The organism is Armatimonas sp. (assembly GCF_043757465.1).
Lineage (GTDB): Bacteria > Armatimonadota > Armatimonadia > Armatimonadales > Armatimonadaceae > Armatimonas.
The window spans coordinates 13,862-29,399 of sequence record NZ_JAYVPL010000035.1 but is presented as its reverse complement, the minus strand read 5'-3'; the positions used below and the strand labels follow the sequence as shown (position 1 = coordinate 29,399).

Below are 15,538 nucleotides of genomic sequence, written 5' to 3'. Positions count from 1 at the left end.
ATTCCTATTTTGTCCCCCTTCGCAGGGAGGAACGACCGAGAGCCGGAGGGGGAAGCCGAGGAACGAGGCAGGGGGAGGTTAAAACTGAATGACCGTGTATCGGATGAAACTGAGGAGGATTGTTTGTTGAGGGGCGAGAATCAGAGAGCATCATGAATATTTCGAGTTCCTCCCAGGTAAAGAAGCCTAGACTTGCGGTTTTGTTGACCCAGTACGGCGCGACCAGTCACGGGATCTGCTACTGCACCAAGTTCTTAGAGGGCAAGCAGTTCGACGATCACTACGAGCCGCCGCTGTGCGAGGTTGCCTCAATGCACCTGATGGAGATCGCCCCCAACGACATTGGACTCGCTACCGCCAAGAAGCATGGCATCACACTCTCGCCGTCGGTGGCGACGGCGCTCTGTCTGGGCGGCGACACGCTGGCGGTGGATGGGGTGGTGATTATTGGGGAGCACGGAACCTACCCGCTCAACGAGAAAGGCCAGCAGCTCTACCCGCGCCGTGAGCTCTTCGATCAGGTGGTCAATGTCTTCCGGCAGTCGGGGCGGGTGGTGCCGATCTTCAACGATAAGCATCTCTCGTGGAACTGGACCTGGGCCAAGTACATGTGGCAGACCATTCAGGAGCTGAAGATTCCCTGGATGGCGGGAAGTAGTCTGCCCTTTGCCAAGTACGAGCCGCTGGTGCCTCTACCACGTGGCAAGCGCCTGGATCATGTGATCGCGGTGGGTTACGGGGGGCTGGAGTCCTATGGCTTTCATGCGATTGAGACGGGGCAGCATATTGTCGAGAGCCGAGCAGGGGGTGAAAAGGGAGTTCAGAGTGTCCAGGTGCTCAGTGGCGCAGCGGTCTGGGAGGCGCACAATAACGGACGGTGGCCCAAGGAGATTGCTGATGCCGCTCTAGCGTCGCTAAAAAAGCCCAATCGAAAGCCGCAGGACTTCGTGAGCGATGTCCATGCCTTCGACATTACCTACCGTGATGGCCAGCGCATGACGGTTCTAATGGCAAATGGCTACTCCCAGGAGTTTGCCTTTGGCTACCGGGAGAGGGGAAAGAAAGAGATCGTGGCGGCATCGTATTTCTTAGACGAGGTACCGCGCCTGAAGCACTTCTCCGCGACGGTACGTGCGCTGGAGGAGATGTATCTTTCGGGCAAACCCACGGCTCCCAGTGCTCGTACCTACCTCACCACGGGGATTCTGGCCTACGGGATCGAGAGCCACTACCAGAAAGGCGTGAAATTAGAGACGCCAGACCTTAATATTGCCTACAAGCCGCTGGCAACACCCGCGCACTGGAAAGAGGTGATGCGCTAGCGGGCGGCGGCAATATCTTTGGCTGCTGTCCACCGGGCGGCAGCGAAAAGTGTCGCTGCCACGGCGAGGTAGACGCCACCCGTTGAGGAGATCGCGACGCTCATGGTGATCCCGTGATCCACCGCGACCCCAATCACCAGAGAGCCCAGACCCGCCCCGAGCCAGCCTAAGAGATTCATCAGCCCGGTCGCGGTGCTGCGCCGCGCGGGGCTAATCACATCGTAGAAGGCGGCGGTGAGGTTGGAGTCGTACATGCCCTTGCAGAGCCCGAAGCAGGACATGGCCAGAATCAGCATCCAAGGGTCGCGTGTCCAGCCACAGAGCACGATAAACGGGGCACCAACCAGGGCGGCGACGGCTTGCACGAGAATGCGCCCCGACACCTGGCTCTGGCTCCAGCGGTCCGCGATCACCCCGCCCAGCACTGAGCCGACCATGCTGGCAAGCTGAATAAACAGGGTCGCCCCCAGCCCCGCCACAGCAAGCTTCAGGTGGAACTTCTCGGTGAGAAAAGTGGGCATCCAGGTCAGGAAGACCAGCCCCACGAGATTCGCCCCAAAGTAGGCGACAATCAGCAGAACCGCCGTTTTGGTTCTCGCAAACTCTCGCAAAAACTGCCCGAGGGGCAAGTGGTGCACCTCTTTGGTGTCCGTAGTAGCCTCTTCACGCTCGGCCTGGTTGCGCTGCGGCTCGCGAATGAAGCGCTGCAGCACAAACCCCAAGACAATTCCTGCGCCGGCCAGCACCCAGAACGGCGAGTACCAGCCGTACTTCTCGCCCATCCATCCGGCCAGAGCGCCGCCACCAATTGTCCCGGCGTAGATGCTGGTCTGGTGTAGGCCGATGGCGCGGGAGCGGGTCCTGGGGCTATGGTAGTCGCTGATGAGTGCCATGGAGGCGGGGAAGTAGAATGTCTCGCCCAGACCCTCGGCACCGCGCACCAGGATAAAGTGGATCACCCGCGTGCAGTGAGCCGTCAGCCCGGTCACCAGGCTCCAGACATAGAGCCCTCCGAGGATCACCCACTTGCGCGGCATCCGATCCCCGACATGACCGGCAAACGGGGCCGTGATCGCGTAGACCCAGGTAAACGCCGCTCCAATTACTCCAAGCTCGGTCTTGGAGAAGCCCAGGTCTTTCTGGAGAAGTGGGAATACGGAGAAGATCGCCAGGCGGTCTGCGTAGTTGAAGAAGCAGATGAACCAGAGCATGCCGACCACCGCCCACTTATAGTGGGGAGAAGTCACGGCTGTCGTCTTTGGCATAACGCCCTTTGGTTCGGGGCGTGAAGGGGGATTTCCTCCCGTGAGTTGCCTCAACAAGGGATTCGGCCAGAGCGTGGGGAATGAAACCCTATGAATCTGGCCCGTGTGAGCCTGCTTGGCACTCTACTTCTCTATTTTCTTCTCTCCTGGACCTATGTTGCTGGCACGCCCGTCCAAGAGCTCTCCCTCCCCGACTCCGTGCCCCAGGCACAGCGGAGCACGCCCGTCGTTGCGGGGCTGGGGCCAGATGAGAAAGAGTACTTGATCTACGTGCGCTCACTGGCGGAGACCGGCAAGCTGCCCCGCCCCACACCGGAGCAGCGCAAGAGCGAAGCCGAGTTTGTGTGTTATCAGGCGCAGCACCCGCCGCTGTTTTTTCTTCTCTCCGTGCCGCTCTGGAAGATTTTTGGCAGTCAGGGCGTGCTTTTCTGGACCCTCTGGCGCGGGCTTTGTGTCCTGCTCGGTGCAATTGCCATTGCGCTGGCCGCAAAAGCGGCGCGGCTGGTCTTCCCGGAGAGTAAGCTGGTGGCACTGAGCGTACCGCCGCTCATGGCCTTTGTCCCGATCTTCGGGCACTTGATGGGCCATGTCTCCAACGAGCCACTGGCGATGGTTTTGGGGGCGTGGAGCTGGCTGCAAGTCGTGCGCATTTGCCGCGAGGGGCGTGTGCCAACTACCAAGCAAAGTCTCTGGCTGGGGCTTGCCCTAGGACTGGCGCTTCTGACCAGGCTGACATCGGCGATCTGGTGCTTGGCGGCGATCGTGGCGCTGGGGATGGTGTTTAAGAAGCGGTCGCTCAAGCCGCTGGCAATCGCGTTGGGGCTTGCGATGCTGATGCTTGCACCGTGGCTCTTGTACAACGTCACCAGCTACGGTAAGCCCCTAATCCGGCCTTTCGATAACCCGCTCTTAGCAAACGGCGCGACTCTTGCAGATTTTTTCGGCGCGGGGATTCGGCCAAGCGGCTCCCCGACCCAGTTCACGCCACTGATCACGGTGCTTTTCTGGGCGGCGACGGGCTGGACACCGTTCTGGCTGATCGGGAGCCTGCTTCCAGGCAGCTACGACGGCATGGTGCAGAACGCGGCGTACTTGCTCTTGGTGGACTTGGCAATTGGCCTCACGCTCTTCTGGAACGCGTCGCAAGTGCGCCGCAAGCTCGCCCCGAGTGATCCTGTGATCCGAGCCGCGCTCTGGGCGGCGGGAAGTGTCTTGTTCTTTCTGGTCGCGGTGGTGCTCCAGCAGATGCTCTTCGTGGACTGGAACGTCTTGCAGTCGTGTGGGCGCTACTTCACCGCCGCCGCGCCCTTGCTCGTGCTCCTGCTACTCACGGCGCTGGAGGCGGTCACGCGCAAGCTCCCGCCGTCGGCCAAGCTCACTGTCGGGGGAATTGCGGCGCTGGCGCTCTTTCTGGCGAGCCTGCACACCACGAGCTTGGTGCGTCAGTTCTACACGGGCAACCCGACCCAGAAGAAGTGGCAGCGCATCGCCCCAGCGGGTTCAGGGCGCGCCTACATCGTCTCCGATACCGACGAATCATGAGTTCTATGACTCGCTAATCTATCGAAAGCAGGTGGCAGTTATTCAGAGCCAGGCGTACTTATTTGAGATTGATCTGCACTTTCAAGGATCTCCGGCTCTGGGCTAGCTCCTTCCGTCGTGCGGTCAAGTATATCCAGGACTCTGCCCAGCAGAGCCTAATCTGGCAGTAGGGCGGTGTAAGGGAGCCAAGCAAGATAAAATAGCCGTATGGAAGCCTCCTTTCCCCAAACCGATGATGAGATTATTGACTGGCTCAATGCCCGTGGCAACGGCGACCCCGATGAGAACGGGATTCCCCTCGATGCTCTCCGAGAAAACCGCCGCCTGACACCTCGCCAGCGCCTAGAAGAAGCGGAACGCAATGCTGCTGGCATGCTCTGGTTGCAAGAGATTGCCCAAAAGAACCAGGAGGTCAGACGTGCCCAACGCCGTGCTTGATCCTCGTTTTGTCGAAGCAGCCAAGATGCTCCAAGAAGCCGGTATCCAGTTTGTGATTGTGGGAGGCGTTGCATTAAACCTGCACGGGGGGCGCAACGTCACCAAAGACTTCGATTTTAGCTACGCCCGTGACGAAGATAACTGTGAGCGAGTGGCGGAGGCGATGAACCAGCTCAAGCCGCGTCCTCTGGGCTGGCCGGTTCATAATCCCTTTCAAGTGACCGTCCCACAGCTCAAGCGCGTGCGGTTTCTGAACCTCAAGACCAGCCTGGGAGATATTGACCTTCTACCGCTTCCCGACGGAGTTGACTCTTTTGACGGGCTCTGGGAGCGCTCCGTGGTGATGGACATGGGGGATTTTACGGTGCGGGTTGCCTCCATTGACGATCTGATTGCCATGAAGCGTGCTGCCAATCGCCCCAAAGATCAGCTCCATCTCTATGAGCTCCAGGCACTCCAACGCGTCATTGCGGAAGAGCAAGAAGACGCCGGTACAATAGGGGCCTGAAGGACACATGACGCAAGGCGAGGTGCAGCTCCTCGGAAAACTCACAGTCTTCTCATCGAGTTCCTCTGGCTAGCGTGCTCGTGCGCTTCTGGGGGCAGGAATTCTGGCCAATCCTCAGGCCGACTACTCACACGCAGACTGCTGGCGATTGAAGCGGCCCTGCAGAGAGGCTCTCAGCTCTCTCTTGACGACGTGGTTGCAGAAGCACTGCGCTGAAACGGTTTTTCAAAGAGCCGCCACGAGACCCACGCCGCCCCCAGCACTAGCGGCAGTCCTAGCCCGAGCAACGCGAGTGTCTGAAGCTCCTGCGCTGCGGCAGGCAAGAGCGACTTGATCACTTTCTTGGCGAGCATCTCTAAAACGGGGAAGTGGATCAGGTAGATCGAGTAGGCGAAGGTGCCGCAGAAGACCACGGGGCGCAGGGTGAGCAATTTCGGGGGCCGTGCGTGCCACAGTGCCAGACAGGCCGCCGTGAGAGCGCCCATCACCGGGTCAATCACCGGAAACGCACGGGCAAGATCAGCCTCCGCGTGCTCCATCGGGAAGATAAAGAGCAGGCCCAGCAGCAGAACGCTAGAAACCAGCGCGAAAACCACCACCGCGAGGCGCTTTTTCTCGCCGTCCCAGCGCGTCGTGAGATACCCCGAGCAGACTCCCATGCCAAAGAGAAACACATACCAGGGGCAAGTGTGGCCCAGCTCAGCAGTAGTTCTTCCCTGAAGCATAAAGACGCGCGTGAGGCCGTAGCCCAGTAGCGCCGTGGCGAGCAGCGTTAGAAATACTCCGCGTGGCTTGGCGAGGAGCCAGAGCAGGGTGGGGAACAAAAAATAGATCTTCCACTCCACCGCGACGCTCCAGAGCGGCTGGTTGAAGGCGACGATGGTCTCGGGGAAGACATCTTGCAGAAGTAGCCCATGCAGCCCGAGAGCGCGAAAATCTAGCGGCCCACCGTTCCAGTAGAGCGCGTGCGCCACCGAGGCGGCCAGAACGGCAAAGTAGGCGGGCAAGATGCGCTTGGCTCGCTTGAGGTAGAACACTTTTGCATCAGTGGCCTTTTCCGGGAGCGCCAGACAGAACCCTGAGAGCACGATAAACACATCCACGGCTAAGTGACCATAGAGCAGGCCATCGGCTAGGTTGTTCTTGGCACGGATCGGGAATACCTGGGCGCAAAGAAGAAACGCATGGTGGACGACCACATACAGCGCTGCCAGGCCGCGCAGGCCATCGAGATGGGGGAAATAGGCTCTCACAATTCTCTCAAGTATACGCGAAAATCGCTTGCGGGGCTTAGGGAAGCGTGATAATATTCAACCCGCGTCGCCGTGTAAGATAGGGGCGAGCTTGCCGATGTAGCTCAGTGGTAGAGCGGCTGTTTTGTAAACAGCGGGTCGCGGGTTCGAGTCCTGTCGTCGGCTTCGTTTTAGGGAAATGGACAGAGTTTGGGTCGATGTCCGAGTGGTTAAAGGAGGCGGTCTGTAAAATCGTCGCGCGAGCTACGCAGGTTCGAATCCTGCTCGGCCCATAAAAAAAGATAAGGGCGCTGCACTATGCAGCGCCCTTATTTTTTGCCAGAATGTAGAACAGCTATGTTTCAGAAAATAACGATTGTTGGCGTCGGGCTGCTTGGCGGCTCCATTGGTCTGGCGGCACGCGAGCGCAAGCTTGCCAGGGAAGTGGTGGGAGTCGAGACTAACCCTCACACGCGTGCCGAGGCGACCACGCGGCGTGCCGTGGAGAAGTGTACCGACACGCTCGGGATGGGGATTGCGGGTGCCGACCTGGTGATTCTCGCCTGTCCCGTCAATGCCATTCTCACCGAGCTCGCGCGTCTGGGCCCCTCACTCTCGGAGAAAGCCGTCGTCACCGATGTCGGGTCGGTCAAGGGACCCATTGCGCTGGCGGGTCAGGCGCTCAGGGGCATGTTCGTGCCCGGGCACCCGATGGCGGGGGGGGAGCGGGGCGGCATGGAGTTTGCCCGCGCCGATCTCTTTGAGGGCGCGAGCTGGGCGCTGACTCCCGATGGCTCCACGCGCCCCGAGGCGCTAGAGAAAGTGAAGTCACTTGTGGTGGGGCTAGGCGCACGTGTCGTAACAATGTCGCCCGAGGAGCATGATACAGCCGTGGCTGCGACCAGCCACTTGCCGCACCTGCTGGCCTACGCACTCTCGTCCACCGTGGGAGCGAGCCCTAAGCTGGAGGGGCCTTCACTGAAAGAGGCTCTGCGCGTGGCCAGCAGCGACCCGGAGCTCTGGCGGGAAATCTGCCTGATGAACCGCAAGGCGCTGGGCGATGCACTGGACCGCTGTATCGGGGCGCTGGACGGCATGCTCAAGGCGCTGGATGCGGAAGATGCAGCAGGCCTGGAAGAACTCTTGCGTAAAGGCTGGCGTGGTTAGCTTTTCAACATAAGTGTTTCTTATTTATAAGTCCAAAAAAATTCGTGATTTTTTTCACGAACTCGGCTCTGTCGAATGGGGGATGACCAAAAGTGTGCGGTATTATACTCTCTGAAGCGAAATGGACACCCAGAAGAACACCTCCCATAAGAACCCAGCCTTTGCCCGCTATGCGTGGGTGGTGTTGGTTTTTAACCTTCTGGTGATCTTGGTGGGAACCGTCGTGCGGGCAACGGGCTCTGGTGCGGGCTGTGGCCAGCACTGGCCGACCTGCAAGGGGGAGATCATCCCTGTCGCACCAAGTCTGCATACGATCATTGAGTTTACGCACCGCGCCGTCTCCGCTTTAGACGGCTTGTTGGTGCTGGCGCTTGTTGTGGGAGCGTTTCTGCTCTATCCGCGTGGCCACTACATTCGCCGCGCCGCGCCCGTCGTCCTCGTACTCACTATTGTCGAAGCACTGCTCGGGGCTGTGTTGGTCAAGCGTGGCTATGTCGAAAAAGACGCTTCCGTGGGGCGTGCGGTGGCGATGTCGGTGCACCTCTGCACAACATTTTTCTTGCTCGCGTCTCTTACCCTGACGGCCTGGTACGCGAGCGGCAAAGCGCGTGTACGGCTTTTTGCTCAAGGCTCAGTGAGTGGGGCGCTCGGGCTGGCGTTTCTAGCGATGCTGGTGCTGGGGGTTTCGGGAGCGATCACGGCACTGGGAGACACGCTCTTTCCGGCACGTAGCCATGAAGAAGTGATGCGCCTCGCTGCGGCCGCCAACGCTCCGTTTTTACTGAAGCTGCGTGTTTGGCATCCCTACATTGCGGGCTCCGTGGGGCTCTACTTGATACTGATCGCGGGGCTGGTTGCGCACCTGCGGCCCTCGTCGGAGTCACGGCGCTGGGCGGGGGCGCTGGGCTGGCTCTTTTTGGCGGAGATTCTGGTTGGACTGACCAATGTCTGGTTTCGTGCCCCCGTGGCGATGCAGGTGATCCACCTGATGTTTGCTGACTTGATCTGGGTGACCCTGACACTTCTAGCTTTTTCCGCTAGTGTGGATGGGGTTGTGCATGTCGAGGACATTATCTTCTCCGCCGGTAAAGACATTCCCGAGCCACAGCCTGTCGCGCAGGCTACGGCTCTACCTGCGTGGCGGAACTATCTAAATCTCACCAAGCCGCGTGTGATCTCTCTTCTGCTCTTTACAACACTCACCGCGGCCTTTGTGGCGGCTAGGGGCTGGCCGGGGCTGGGCTTGTTTCTCGTGCTGTTTGTTGGGGGATACTGCTCGGCGGGCGCGGCGAATGCCTTTAATATGGTGATTGACCGCGACATAGATGCCAAGATGACCCGCACTGCCAAGCGTCCCACGGTAACAGCCACAATTCCTGCGGACAAGGCGCTGGCCTTCGCGCTGTGCATGGGGATTGCCTCGTTTGTCACTCTCTGGCTGGGGGCGAACTTGCTCACGGCGATGCTGAGCCTGAGCGGGCTCGTGTTCTACGTGGTGGTCTATACGCTCTTGCTCAAGCGGCGCACCGTGCAAAATATCGTTATTGGAGGAGCGGCAGGTTGCTTCCCACCCCTGGTGGGCTGGGCCGCCGTGACGGGTGACTTAAAGGGAGCGCTGGCCTGGTATCTTTTTGCCATTATTTTTGTCTGGACTCCGGCGCACTTCTGGGCACTTGCGTTGCTGATCAAAGACCAGTACGCCGCTGTCGGGGTGCCGATGCTACCCGCGGTGGTGGGCGATAAAAAGACCGTCACCCAGATTATTCTTTATGCAGTTATCACCGTCGGTGTGTCGTTGATGCCGGTGGCTCAAGGTCTGGCAGGGTGGCTCTACGCGATCCCTGCGGTGGCGCTGGGCGCAATGCTTGTACAGCAGAGCTGGAAGCTGCGTCGCGGGGCAGATCGCCTCTCGGCACTGAAAGCCTATAAATATTCCATGCTTTATCTCGCTTTACTTTTCCTCGCACTGGCAGTAGATGCCCGGTTTGGACAGAGTTAAAATGCTTGACGAAATTCGTGAAATCGTGTACAAAGTGCCGGGCATTTTATGCCTCGCAGTTATGCCGGTAGTTCTAGCCGGTCGGGACTGAGTATCCATGCCAAATATTTTCGCACCTAGCAGTAATGTGATCGTCAAAATGGCCGTTATGGGCCTCGCAGCTTCTCCGCTGGCGATCATGATCACTATTTCGCAGTTCACACGCTCCCCCTACGTGACTAAGGTGGGGATCCCCTACGAGCAACCGGTGCCGTTCTCGCACGAGCACCATGTTACGGAGCTGGGGTTGGACTGTCGCTACTGTCATACGTCGGTGGAAAAATCCGCCAAGGCTGGCTACCCTGCCACCCACACCTGTATGTCGTGTCACTCACAGGTCTGGTCCAACAGCCCATTGCTTGAGCCGGTGCGTGAGAGCTACGAAAAGAACGTCCCCCTGAAGTGGATCACCCTGAATAAGGTGCCTGAGTTTGTTTACTTTAATCACTCAATCCACCTAAAGCGTGGCGTCAACTGTAACAACTGCCACGGCCCCGTTCAGGCGATGCAGATGGCCTACAAAGGTCGTCCGTTCCAGATGACTTGGTGTCTTGACTGCCACCGCCACCCCGAGAAGTACGTCAACAAGCCTGAGTTTGTCTTTGGCCTCTACGAGAAAATTCGCAAGGGCAAGACGGGGACCAAGGGTGAAGGCCACGAGACCATTGCGGGACTGACGGAAGAAGAGCAGTCGCTGATGGTGGGTGATCAGTATGTCCGCAACGCCAAGGAGCTCGCTGAGGGCGAGAAGCTCGTCAAGGAATACAATATCAAGAAGGAGCAGCTCTCCGACTGCGCCGTTTGCCATCACTAAGTAAACACTATGAAGACCAAACAGTGGAAATCCTACGCCGAGCTGGCGGAGACGCAAGAGTACGCGCAGTGGGTGGACGAAGAGTTTCCAAACCGCTCCACGCTACTGGATCTGGATCGCCGGGACTTTCTTAAGCTCACGGGTGCCGGAATGGCGCTGGCTGGGCTCACCGGATGCCGGATCATGCCTCATGTCAAGTCCGTGCCCTATGTCCGCGCTCCAGAACAGCTTGTGCCCGGACAGTCGCTCTACTATGCCACCACGCTAGAGAGCCGTGGGCTGGGAGTCGGGGTGCTCGTGCGCTCCTACGAAGGCCGCCCCGTCAAGATCGAGGGCAACCCCGAACATCCTTCAAGCCTGGGTGCCACCGATATCTGGACACAAGCGGAGCTCCTCAGCCTCTACGACCCGGAGCGCTCACAGTCCGTGATCGAGCGCGGGGAAGTTCGTAGCTGGGATCAGTTCTTTGCCACCGCACGGCCTGTTCTCAAGAAAGAGGCAGGGAGCGGCGGAGCGGGAATTCGCCTGGTAACTCCGACGGTCGTGAGTCCGACGTATGCCGCGCAGATCGGTAAGTTCCTGAGCAAGTACCCCAGCGCGAAGTGGGTTCAGTGGGAGCCGCTCTCGCAGAACAATGTCCGTCAGGGGACGCAGCTTGCGTTTGGTAAGCCGCTCAGCCCGGTCTACCACCTGGACCAGGCCAAAACCGTCCTCTCATTGGATGCTGATTTTCTGGTAACGCTGCCCGGTTCCGTCCGCTACGCCCGTGAGTTTGCCGATGGGCGCCGTGTGCGTGATGGTAAAACAGAGATGAACCGCCTCTATACGGTGGAGAGTAGCTCCACCGTCACGGGCGCGTCATCGGACCATCGCGCGGCGGTAAAACCCACGGATATTGAGCGCTTTGCTCGTACTCTCTACGGAAAAGTAACCGGCAGTGGAGCGGGACAGCTCCCGGCAGGCGTGGACGAAGCATTTCTTAGTGCGCTGACTGATGATCTTAAGAGCGGGGGAGTCGTGATTCCCGGAGACGAGCAGTCGCCCGCAGTTCACGCTATCGCCCACGCGCTCAATGTAGCTATTGGGGCAAGCGGCAAGAGCGTGACCTACCATGCGCCGATTGAGGCAAAGGTCACCGATCAGGCCAGTGATATTAAGGCTCTGGCTGACGATCTAGCTGCCGGCAAGGTGACATTCCTTCTCACGCTAGGCGGCAACCCCGTCTACGATGCGCCCGCTGATCTGAAGCTTCGTGATGCCTATATTTCGGAGAAGTGTCCTCTGCGTGCCCATCTTTCTCGTTACTTGGATGAGACAGCAGAGATCTCGCACTGGACTCTGCCCGAGTCGCATGGTCTGGAAGCCTGGGGGGATCTCAAGGCCCACGATGGTACGGTCGGCCTCCAGCAGCCGCTGGTCGAGCCGCTCTATGCCACCCAAACGGCTATGGAAGTGCTCGCGCTGCTCCTGGAGCAGCCGATCACGGGTATGGAGTTGCTGCGTCAGCACTACGCCACGATGAGCGAAGCCAGCTGGCGCAAGGCCGTGCACGATGGGGTGGTTGCAGGAAGTGCCAGCCCGGCGATTACCGTAACAGCGGCAGCGGGTTTGCTCGCCAGCCTGCCAGGGCCACCCGCATCGCCTGGCCTGGAAGTGAACTTCCGCCCTGATCCGACAATCTGGGACGGACGCTATGCGAATAATACCTGGCTACAAGAGCTGCCCAAGCCCCTGACCACTATTGTCTGGGACAATGCGGCTCTTGTTTCCCCACGAACTGCCAAGAAACTCGGATTGATCAGCGCGGAAGGCAACAACGATGCGGTCAATATCGCGCAGTACTCTGGCAGAAAGCTCATCGAGGTAACGGTCGGGGGGGCGACGATAAAAGTCGCAGCCTGGATTCAGCCCGGACAGCCCGACGATACCGTCACACTGTACTTGGGCTATGGACGGACTCGTGGTGGCGTGGTCTGCGAGAAACAGGGCTTCGATGTCTACCCACTTCGCCGCAGTGGAGCACTGAATCATGCGGTCGGGGCAACGGTGAAGGTCACCAACGAGAGCTACCAGCTTGCCTACACGCAGCCGCACCACCTGATGCGCTCCGAGACAAGCGATCCGTTTGGTGTCACCGAGGCGCTTCATGTGACGGAGCACCAGAACCGCGATATTGTCCGCTCGGGAACCCTCGCACACTTTGTCGAGACCAAGGGGCGGATGCATGAGCAGCATCATGCAGAGCCCGAGCGTGCTGGGGAAGCTGCCCATGAGGAAGAGCACGGTGGGGAGCATACGGTTAATGCCGTTGACTTGCCGACGATTCCCGCTGACCATGCTTTTGGGCTGGGCCGCAACCACTGGAAGTACGTGGATCAAAACCCAAATGTCAAGACCGAGGTCAACAAAGAGGGCTTGGATTCGATGTATCCCGAGTACTCGCGTAAAGGCTTCAATGCCTGGGCGATGAGTATTGACCTGACCACCTGTATTGGCTGCAATGCCTGTACGATTGCGTGTCAGGCGGAGAATAACATCCCGACGGTCGGAAAAGATCAGGTGGCGGCGGGCCGCGAGATGCACTGGATTCGCATTGACCACTACTTTGAGTCGGCGGATCTGGAGAATGTCCAGAGCCACTTCATGCCGATTCCCTGTATGCAGTGCGAGAAAGCCCCCTGTGAGCCGGTCTGCCCCGTGGCCGCAACCGTGCACAGCCACGAAGGCCTCAACCAGATGGTCTACAACCGCTGTGTGGGAACCCGCTACTGCTCAAATAACTGCCCCTATAAAGTGCGACGCTTCAATTTCCTGAAGTGGACGCAGGGAGCGGGCGGGCCGACGACGCTTAACTTCTTTGAGAAGCCCGTTCTGAAGATGCTCCCGAACCCCGATGTGACCGTACGAGGTCGTGGTGTGATGGAAAAGTGTACTTACTGTGTCCAGCGCATCAACGATGTCCGTATTGACGCTAAAAAAGAGGGGCGTGAGATTCAGGACGGTGAGATTATCACGGCCTGTCAGCAGGTCTGTCCCACTCAGGCGATTGTTTTTGGAGATATTAATAATCCCAAGAGCAAGGTGAGCCTACTCAAAAAACAGCCACATGACTACTCGCTCCTAGCCGAGCTCAATACCCGGCCACGAACGACATATCTGGCGAAGATCAAGAACCCGAACCCCGCGCTGGTAAAAACAGTGGCGGCGGAGGGAGGGCACTAGATGGCAACGGAACCGATGGGCGGGAAGCGCACTCAGCTCATCCCCGAAAACTTTATTGACAACGAGCACGACTATGAGTCTGTCACAGATATCATTGCACGCGTTGTCCTGAACCCGCGTCCGCCGTTGGTCTGGTTTATTGTAACCGCCATCGGCTTTGTCGGGCTGAACGTCATGCTGATGGCGATCACCTGGCTAATTTTGCGAGGAACAGGTATTTGGGGAAACAACCAGCCGACGGGCTGGGCCTGGGACATTATTAACTTCGTGTGGTGGATTGGTATTGGTCACGCCGGAACCCTGATCTCAGCGATTCTCTTGCTGATGCGTCAGTCCTGGCGTAACTCCATCAACCGTTTCGCCGAGGCAATGACGATCTTCGCTGTGATGTGTGCGGGGCTTTTCCCGCTACTGCACACCGGTCGTCCCTGGTGCGACTACTGGCTCTTCCCGTACCCGAATATCCTCGGGATGTGGCCGCAGACGCGCTCGCCGCTGGAGTGGGACGTCTTTGCGGTGTCTACTTACTTCACCATCTCCGTACTGTTCTGGTTCCTTGGGCTGGTACCTGATATTGCGACCCTGCGTGATCGCTCCCAGAGCCTCTGGGCCAAAGTACTCTATGGGGTTGCGTCGCTGGGCTGGCGAGGAAGTGCGAAGCACTGGTTCCGCTACGAGCAGGCGACCAACATCCTCGCGGGAATCTCCGCGCCGCTGGTTCTTTCGGTACACACCATCGTTTCCTACGACTTCGCCGTGAGTATCGTCCCCGGCTGGCACACGACTATCTTCCCGCCGTACTTCGTCGCGGGAGCCGTCTTTGCAGGATTCGCGATGGTGTTGACATTCGGTCTGCCGCTGCGTGCTCTCTACGGTCTGAAGGACTTCATCACCGAGAAGCACCTCGACTGGATGGCAAAGATCACGCTGGCAACGGGCCTGATCGTCTTCTACGGTTATGTTCTGGAGATCTTCTACGGCTGGTACTCAGGCAATGTCTATGAGCTGGCGCTCGTCAACCATAGATTTGCCGGCCCGTACGCCCCGTTCTACTGGGCACTGATCTTCTGCAACGGCATCTGGCCGCAGGCGCTCTGGAGCCATAAGCTACGCAAGAATGTCCCCTTCCTCTTTGTTACCTCACTGGTAATTGGTGTGGGGATGTGGCTGGAGCGCTTCGTGATTATCCCGATGTCGCTCACACGTGACTTCATGACTAGCTCCTGGGGCTACTACTCGCCAACCATCTGGGACTGGCTACTGTTCCTGGGGACAATGGGTTTCTTTACCTTCTTGCTCTTTATGTTCATCAAGGTACTGCCCTTCATCAATATCGTTGAGATGCGCGACTTGTTGCACAAGAATCAACATACATTCGGTCATGACGCTTCTGATGAGCATACGCATGATGTGGAGGAGGTCCACTAATGGCAGGACACGGTCATGGGCCAGTAGAGAACCCTATCTATGGGATGGTGGCGGAGTTCGACTCCGCCGATGAACTCTTGGCGGCAACGAAACGAGCGACGGCGGCGGGATACTCTAAGTCCGATGCCTACTCACCCTTTCCGATTCATGGACTGGCGGAGTCGCTCCCCAATGGCACCGACGATCGTGTTCCTTGGTTTGCCTTCTTTGGGGGAATTACGGGCTGCCTACTGGGCTTTGGGCTCCAGTACTATATTGCGGTGATTGACTATCCGCTCAATGTTGGGGGCAAGCCACTCAACACGTGGCCACAGTTCCTCCCCGTTACATTTGAGTGCACGGTTCTGTGTACGGGCTTGACGACATTTATCTCGCAGTGGGCGCTCAATGGGCTTCCACGGCTGCACCACCCGATCTTCAACGCCCCGAACTTTGACCGGGCAAGCCAGGATCGCTTTTTCTTGTGCATCGAGACGAAAGACCCGAAGTACGAACCCAATGAGACAGCGGCATTTCTCAACGGCCTGGGTGCCCTGAATGTTGCGGAGGTAGCACGCTAGTG

The 15,538-nt window shown here is 58.6% G+C and carries 12 protein-coding genes and 2 tRNA genes; 12 read left to right on the top strand and 2 right to left on the bottom strand.

Features of this window, described 5'->3' with window-relative positions; genetic code table 11:
* The first annotated feature begins 152 nt into the window (after positions 1 to 152).
* On the top strand, positions 153 to 1,322 hold the full coding sequence (locus ACH2ED_RS04830) for a hypothetical protein (protein WP_395089074.1): 1,170 nt from the start codon (positions 153 to 155) through the stop codon (positions 1,320 to 1,322).
* Here the strand turns inward: ACH2ED_RS04830 and ACH2ED_RS04825 are convergent.
* Positions 1,319 to 2,587, bottom strand: coding sequence for an MFS transporter (locus ACH2ED_RS04825; RefSeq protein WP_395089073.1), 1,269 nt, complete (start codon positions 2,585 to 2,587; stop codon positions 1,319 to 1,321). The genes ACH2ED_RS04830 and ACH2ED_RS04825 overlap by 4 nt on opposite strands.
* 90 nt (positions 2,588 to 2,677) lie before the next feature.
* Between ACH2ED_RS04825 and ACH2ED_RS04820 the strand changes: the two genes are divergently transcribed.
* From ACH2ED_RS04820 to ACH2ED_RS04810, 3 genes are all read left to right on the top strand, one after another.
* Positions 2,678 to 4,129 carry a hypothetical protein gene (locus ACH2ED_RS04820; protein ID WP_395089072.1) on the top strand — a complete coding sequence of 484 codons (1,452 nt, stop codon included), beginning with the start codon at positions 2,678 to 2,680 and terminating at the stop codon, positions 4,127 to 4,129.
* Between the two features lie 207 nt (positions 4,130 to 4,336).
* Positions 4,337 to 4,567 (top strand): hypothetical protein, encoded by a 231-nt coding sequence (locus ACH2ED_RS04815; RefSeq protein ID WP_395089071.1) that lies wholly within the window; start codon positions 4,337 to 4,339, stop codon positions 4,565 to 4,567.
* Complete coding sequence (locus tag ACH2ED_RS04810) at positions 4,548 to 5,075, top strand: nucleotidyl transferase AbiEii/AbiGii toxin family protein (protein ID WP_395089070.1); 528 nt, start codon at positions 4,548 to 4,550, stop codon at positions 5,073 to 5,075. The genes ACH2ED_RS04815 and ACH2ED_RS04810 overlap by 20 nt, the downstream gene beginning before the upstream one ends.
* 173 nt (positions 5,076 to 5,248) lie before the next feature.
* On the opposite strand, the gene ACH2ED_RS04805 is transcribed toward ACH2ED_RS04810, so the two are convergent.
* A complete protein-coding gene (locus ACH2ED_RS04805; RefSeq protein WP_395089069.1) occupies positions 5,249 to 6,328 on the bottom strand; it encodes an acyltransferase family protein in 1,080 nt (359 codons plus the stop codon).
* A gap of 93 nt (positions 6,329 to 6,421) precedes the next feature.
* Between ACH2ED_RS04805 and ACH2ED_RS04800 the strand changes: the two genes are divergently transcribed.
* The 8 genes from ACH2ED_RS04800 to ACH2ED_RS04765 all read left to right on the top strand — a co-directional run bounded on the left by ACH2ED_RS04800 (position 6,422) and on the right by ACH2ED_RS04765 (position 15,536).
* Positions 6,422 to 6,493: transfer RNA gene (locus ACH2ED_RS04800), tRNA-Thr, on the top strand.
* A gap of 26 nt (positions 6,494 to 6,519) precedes the next feature.
* Positions 6,520 to 6,600: transfer RNA gene (locus ACH2ED_RS04795), tRNA-Tyr, on the top strand.
* Between the two features lie 64 nt (positions 6,601 to 6,664).
* Entirely contained in the window at positions 6,665 to 7,474 is an 810-nt protein-coding gene (locus tag ACH2ED_RS04790) for a prephenate dehydrogenase (RefSeq protein WP_395089068.1), read from the top strand.
* 121 nt (positions 7,475 to 7,595) lie between these two features.
* Entirely contained in the window at positions 7,596 to 9,473 is a 1,878-nt protein-coding gene (locus ACH2ED_RS04785; protein ID WP_395089067.1) for a heme o synthase, read from the top strand.
* Between the two features lie 97 nt (positions 9,474 to 9,570).
* Positions 9,571 to 10,326 carry a cytochrome c3 family protein gene (locus tag ACH2ED_RS04780; RefSeq protein WP_394795613.1) on the top strand — a complete coding sequence of 252 codons (756 nt, stop codon included), beginning with the start codon at positions 9,571 to 9,573 and terminating at the stop codon, positions 10,324 to 10,326.
* A 9-nt stretch (positions 10,327 to 10,335) separates the two neighbouring features.
* Entirely contained in the window at positions 10,336 to 13,548 is a 3,213-nt protein-coding gene (locus ACH2ED_RS04775; protein ID WP_395089066.1) for a TAT-variant-translocated molybdopterin oxidoreductase, read from the top strand.
* Complete coding sequence (nrfD, locus tag ACH2ED_RS04770) at positions 13,549 to 14,976, top strand: NrfD/PsrC family molybdoenzyme membrane anchor subunit (RefSeq protein ID WP_395089065.1); 1,428 nt, start codon at positions 13,549 to 13,551, stop codon at positions 14,974 to 14,976.
* Positions 14,976 to 15,536 carry a DUF3341 domain-containing protein gene (locus ACH2ED_RS04765; RefSeq protein ID WP_395089064.1) on the top strand — a complete coding sequence of 187 codons (561 nt, stop codon included), beginning with the start codon at positions 14,976 to 14,978 and terminating at the stop codon, positions 15,534 to 15,536. Before nrfD ends, ACH2ED_RS04765 begins: the two co-directional genes overlap by 1 nt.
* The last annotated feature ends 2 nt before the right edge of the window (positions 15,537 to 15,538 follow it).

Coding starts and splice junctions, on each gene's coding strand:
- ACH2ED_RS04785 (WP_395089067.1), top strand. CDS start 7,596: ATGGACACCCAGAAGAACACCTCCCATAAGAACCCAGCCTTTGCCCGC.
- ACH2ED_RS04825 (WP_395089073.1), bottom strand. CDS start 2,587: ATGCCAAAGACGACAGCCGTGACTTCTCCCCACTATAAGTGGGCGGTG.
- nrfD (WP_395089065.1), top strand. CDS start 13,549: ATGGCAACGGAACCGATGGGCGGGAAGCGCACTCAGCTCATCCCCGAA.
- ACH2ED_RS04765 (WP_395089064.1), top strand. CDS start 14,976: ATGGCAGGACACGGTCATGGGCCAGTAGAGAACCCTATCTATGGGATG.
- ACH2ED_RS04775 (WP_395089066.1), top strand. CDS start 10,336: ATGAAGACCAAACAGTGGAAATCCTACGCCGAGCTGGCGGAGACGCAA.
- ACH2ED_RS04820 (WP_395089072.1), top strand. CDS start 2,678: ATGAATCTGGCCCGTGTGAGCCTGCTTGGCACTCTACTTCTCTATTTT.
- ACH2ED_RS04815 (WP_395089071.1), top strand. CDS start 4,337: ATGGAAGCCTCCTTTCCCCAAACCGATGATGAGATTATTGACTGGCTC.
- ACH2ED_RS04790 (WP_395089068.1), top strand. CDS start 6,665: ATGTTTCAGAAAATAACGATTGTTGGCGTCGGGCTGCTTGGCGGCTCC.
- ACH2ED_RS04780 (WP_394795613.1), top strand. CDS start 9,571: ATGCCAAATATTTTCGCACCTAGCAGTAATGTGATCGTCAAAATGGCC.
- ACH2ED_RS04830 (WP_395089074.1), top strand. CDS start 153: ATGAATATTTCGAGTTCCTCCCAGGTAAAGAAGCCTAGACTTGCGGTT.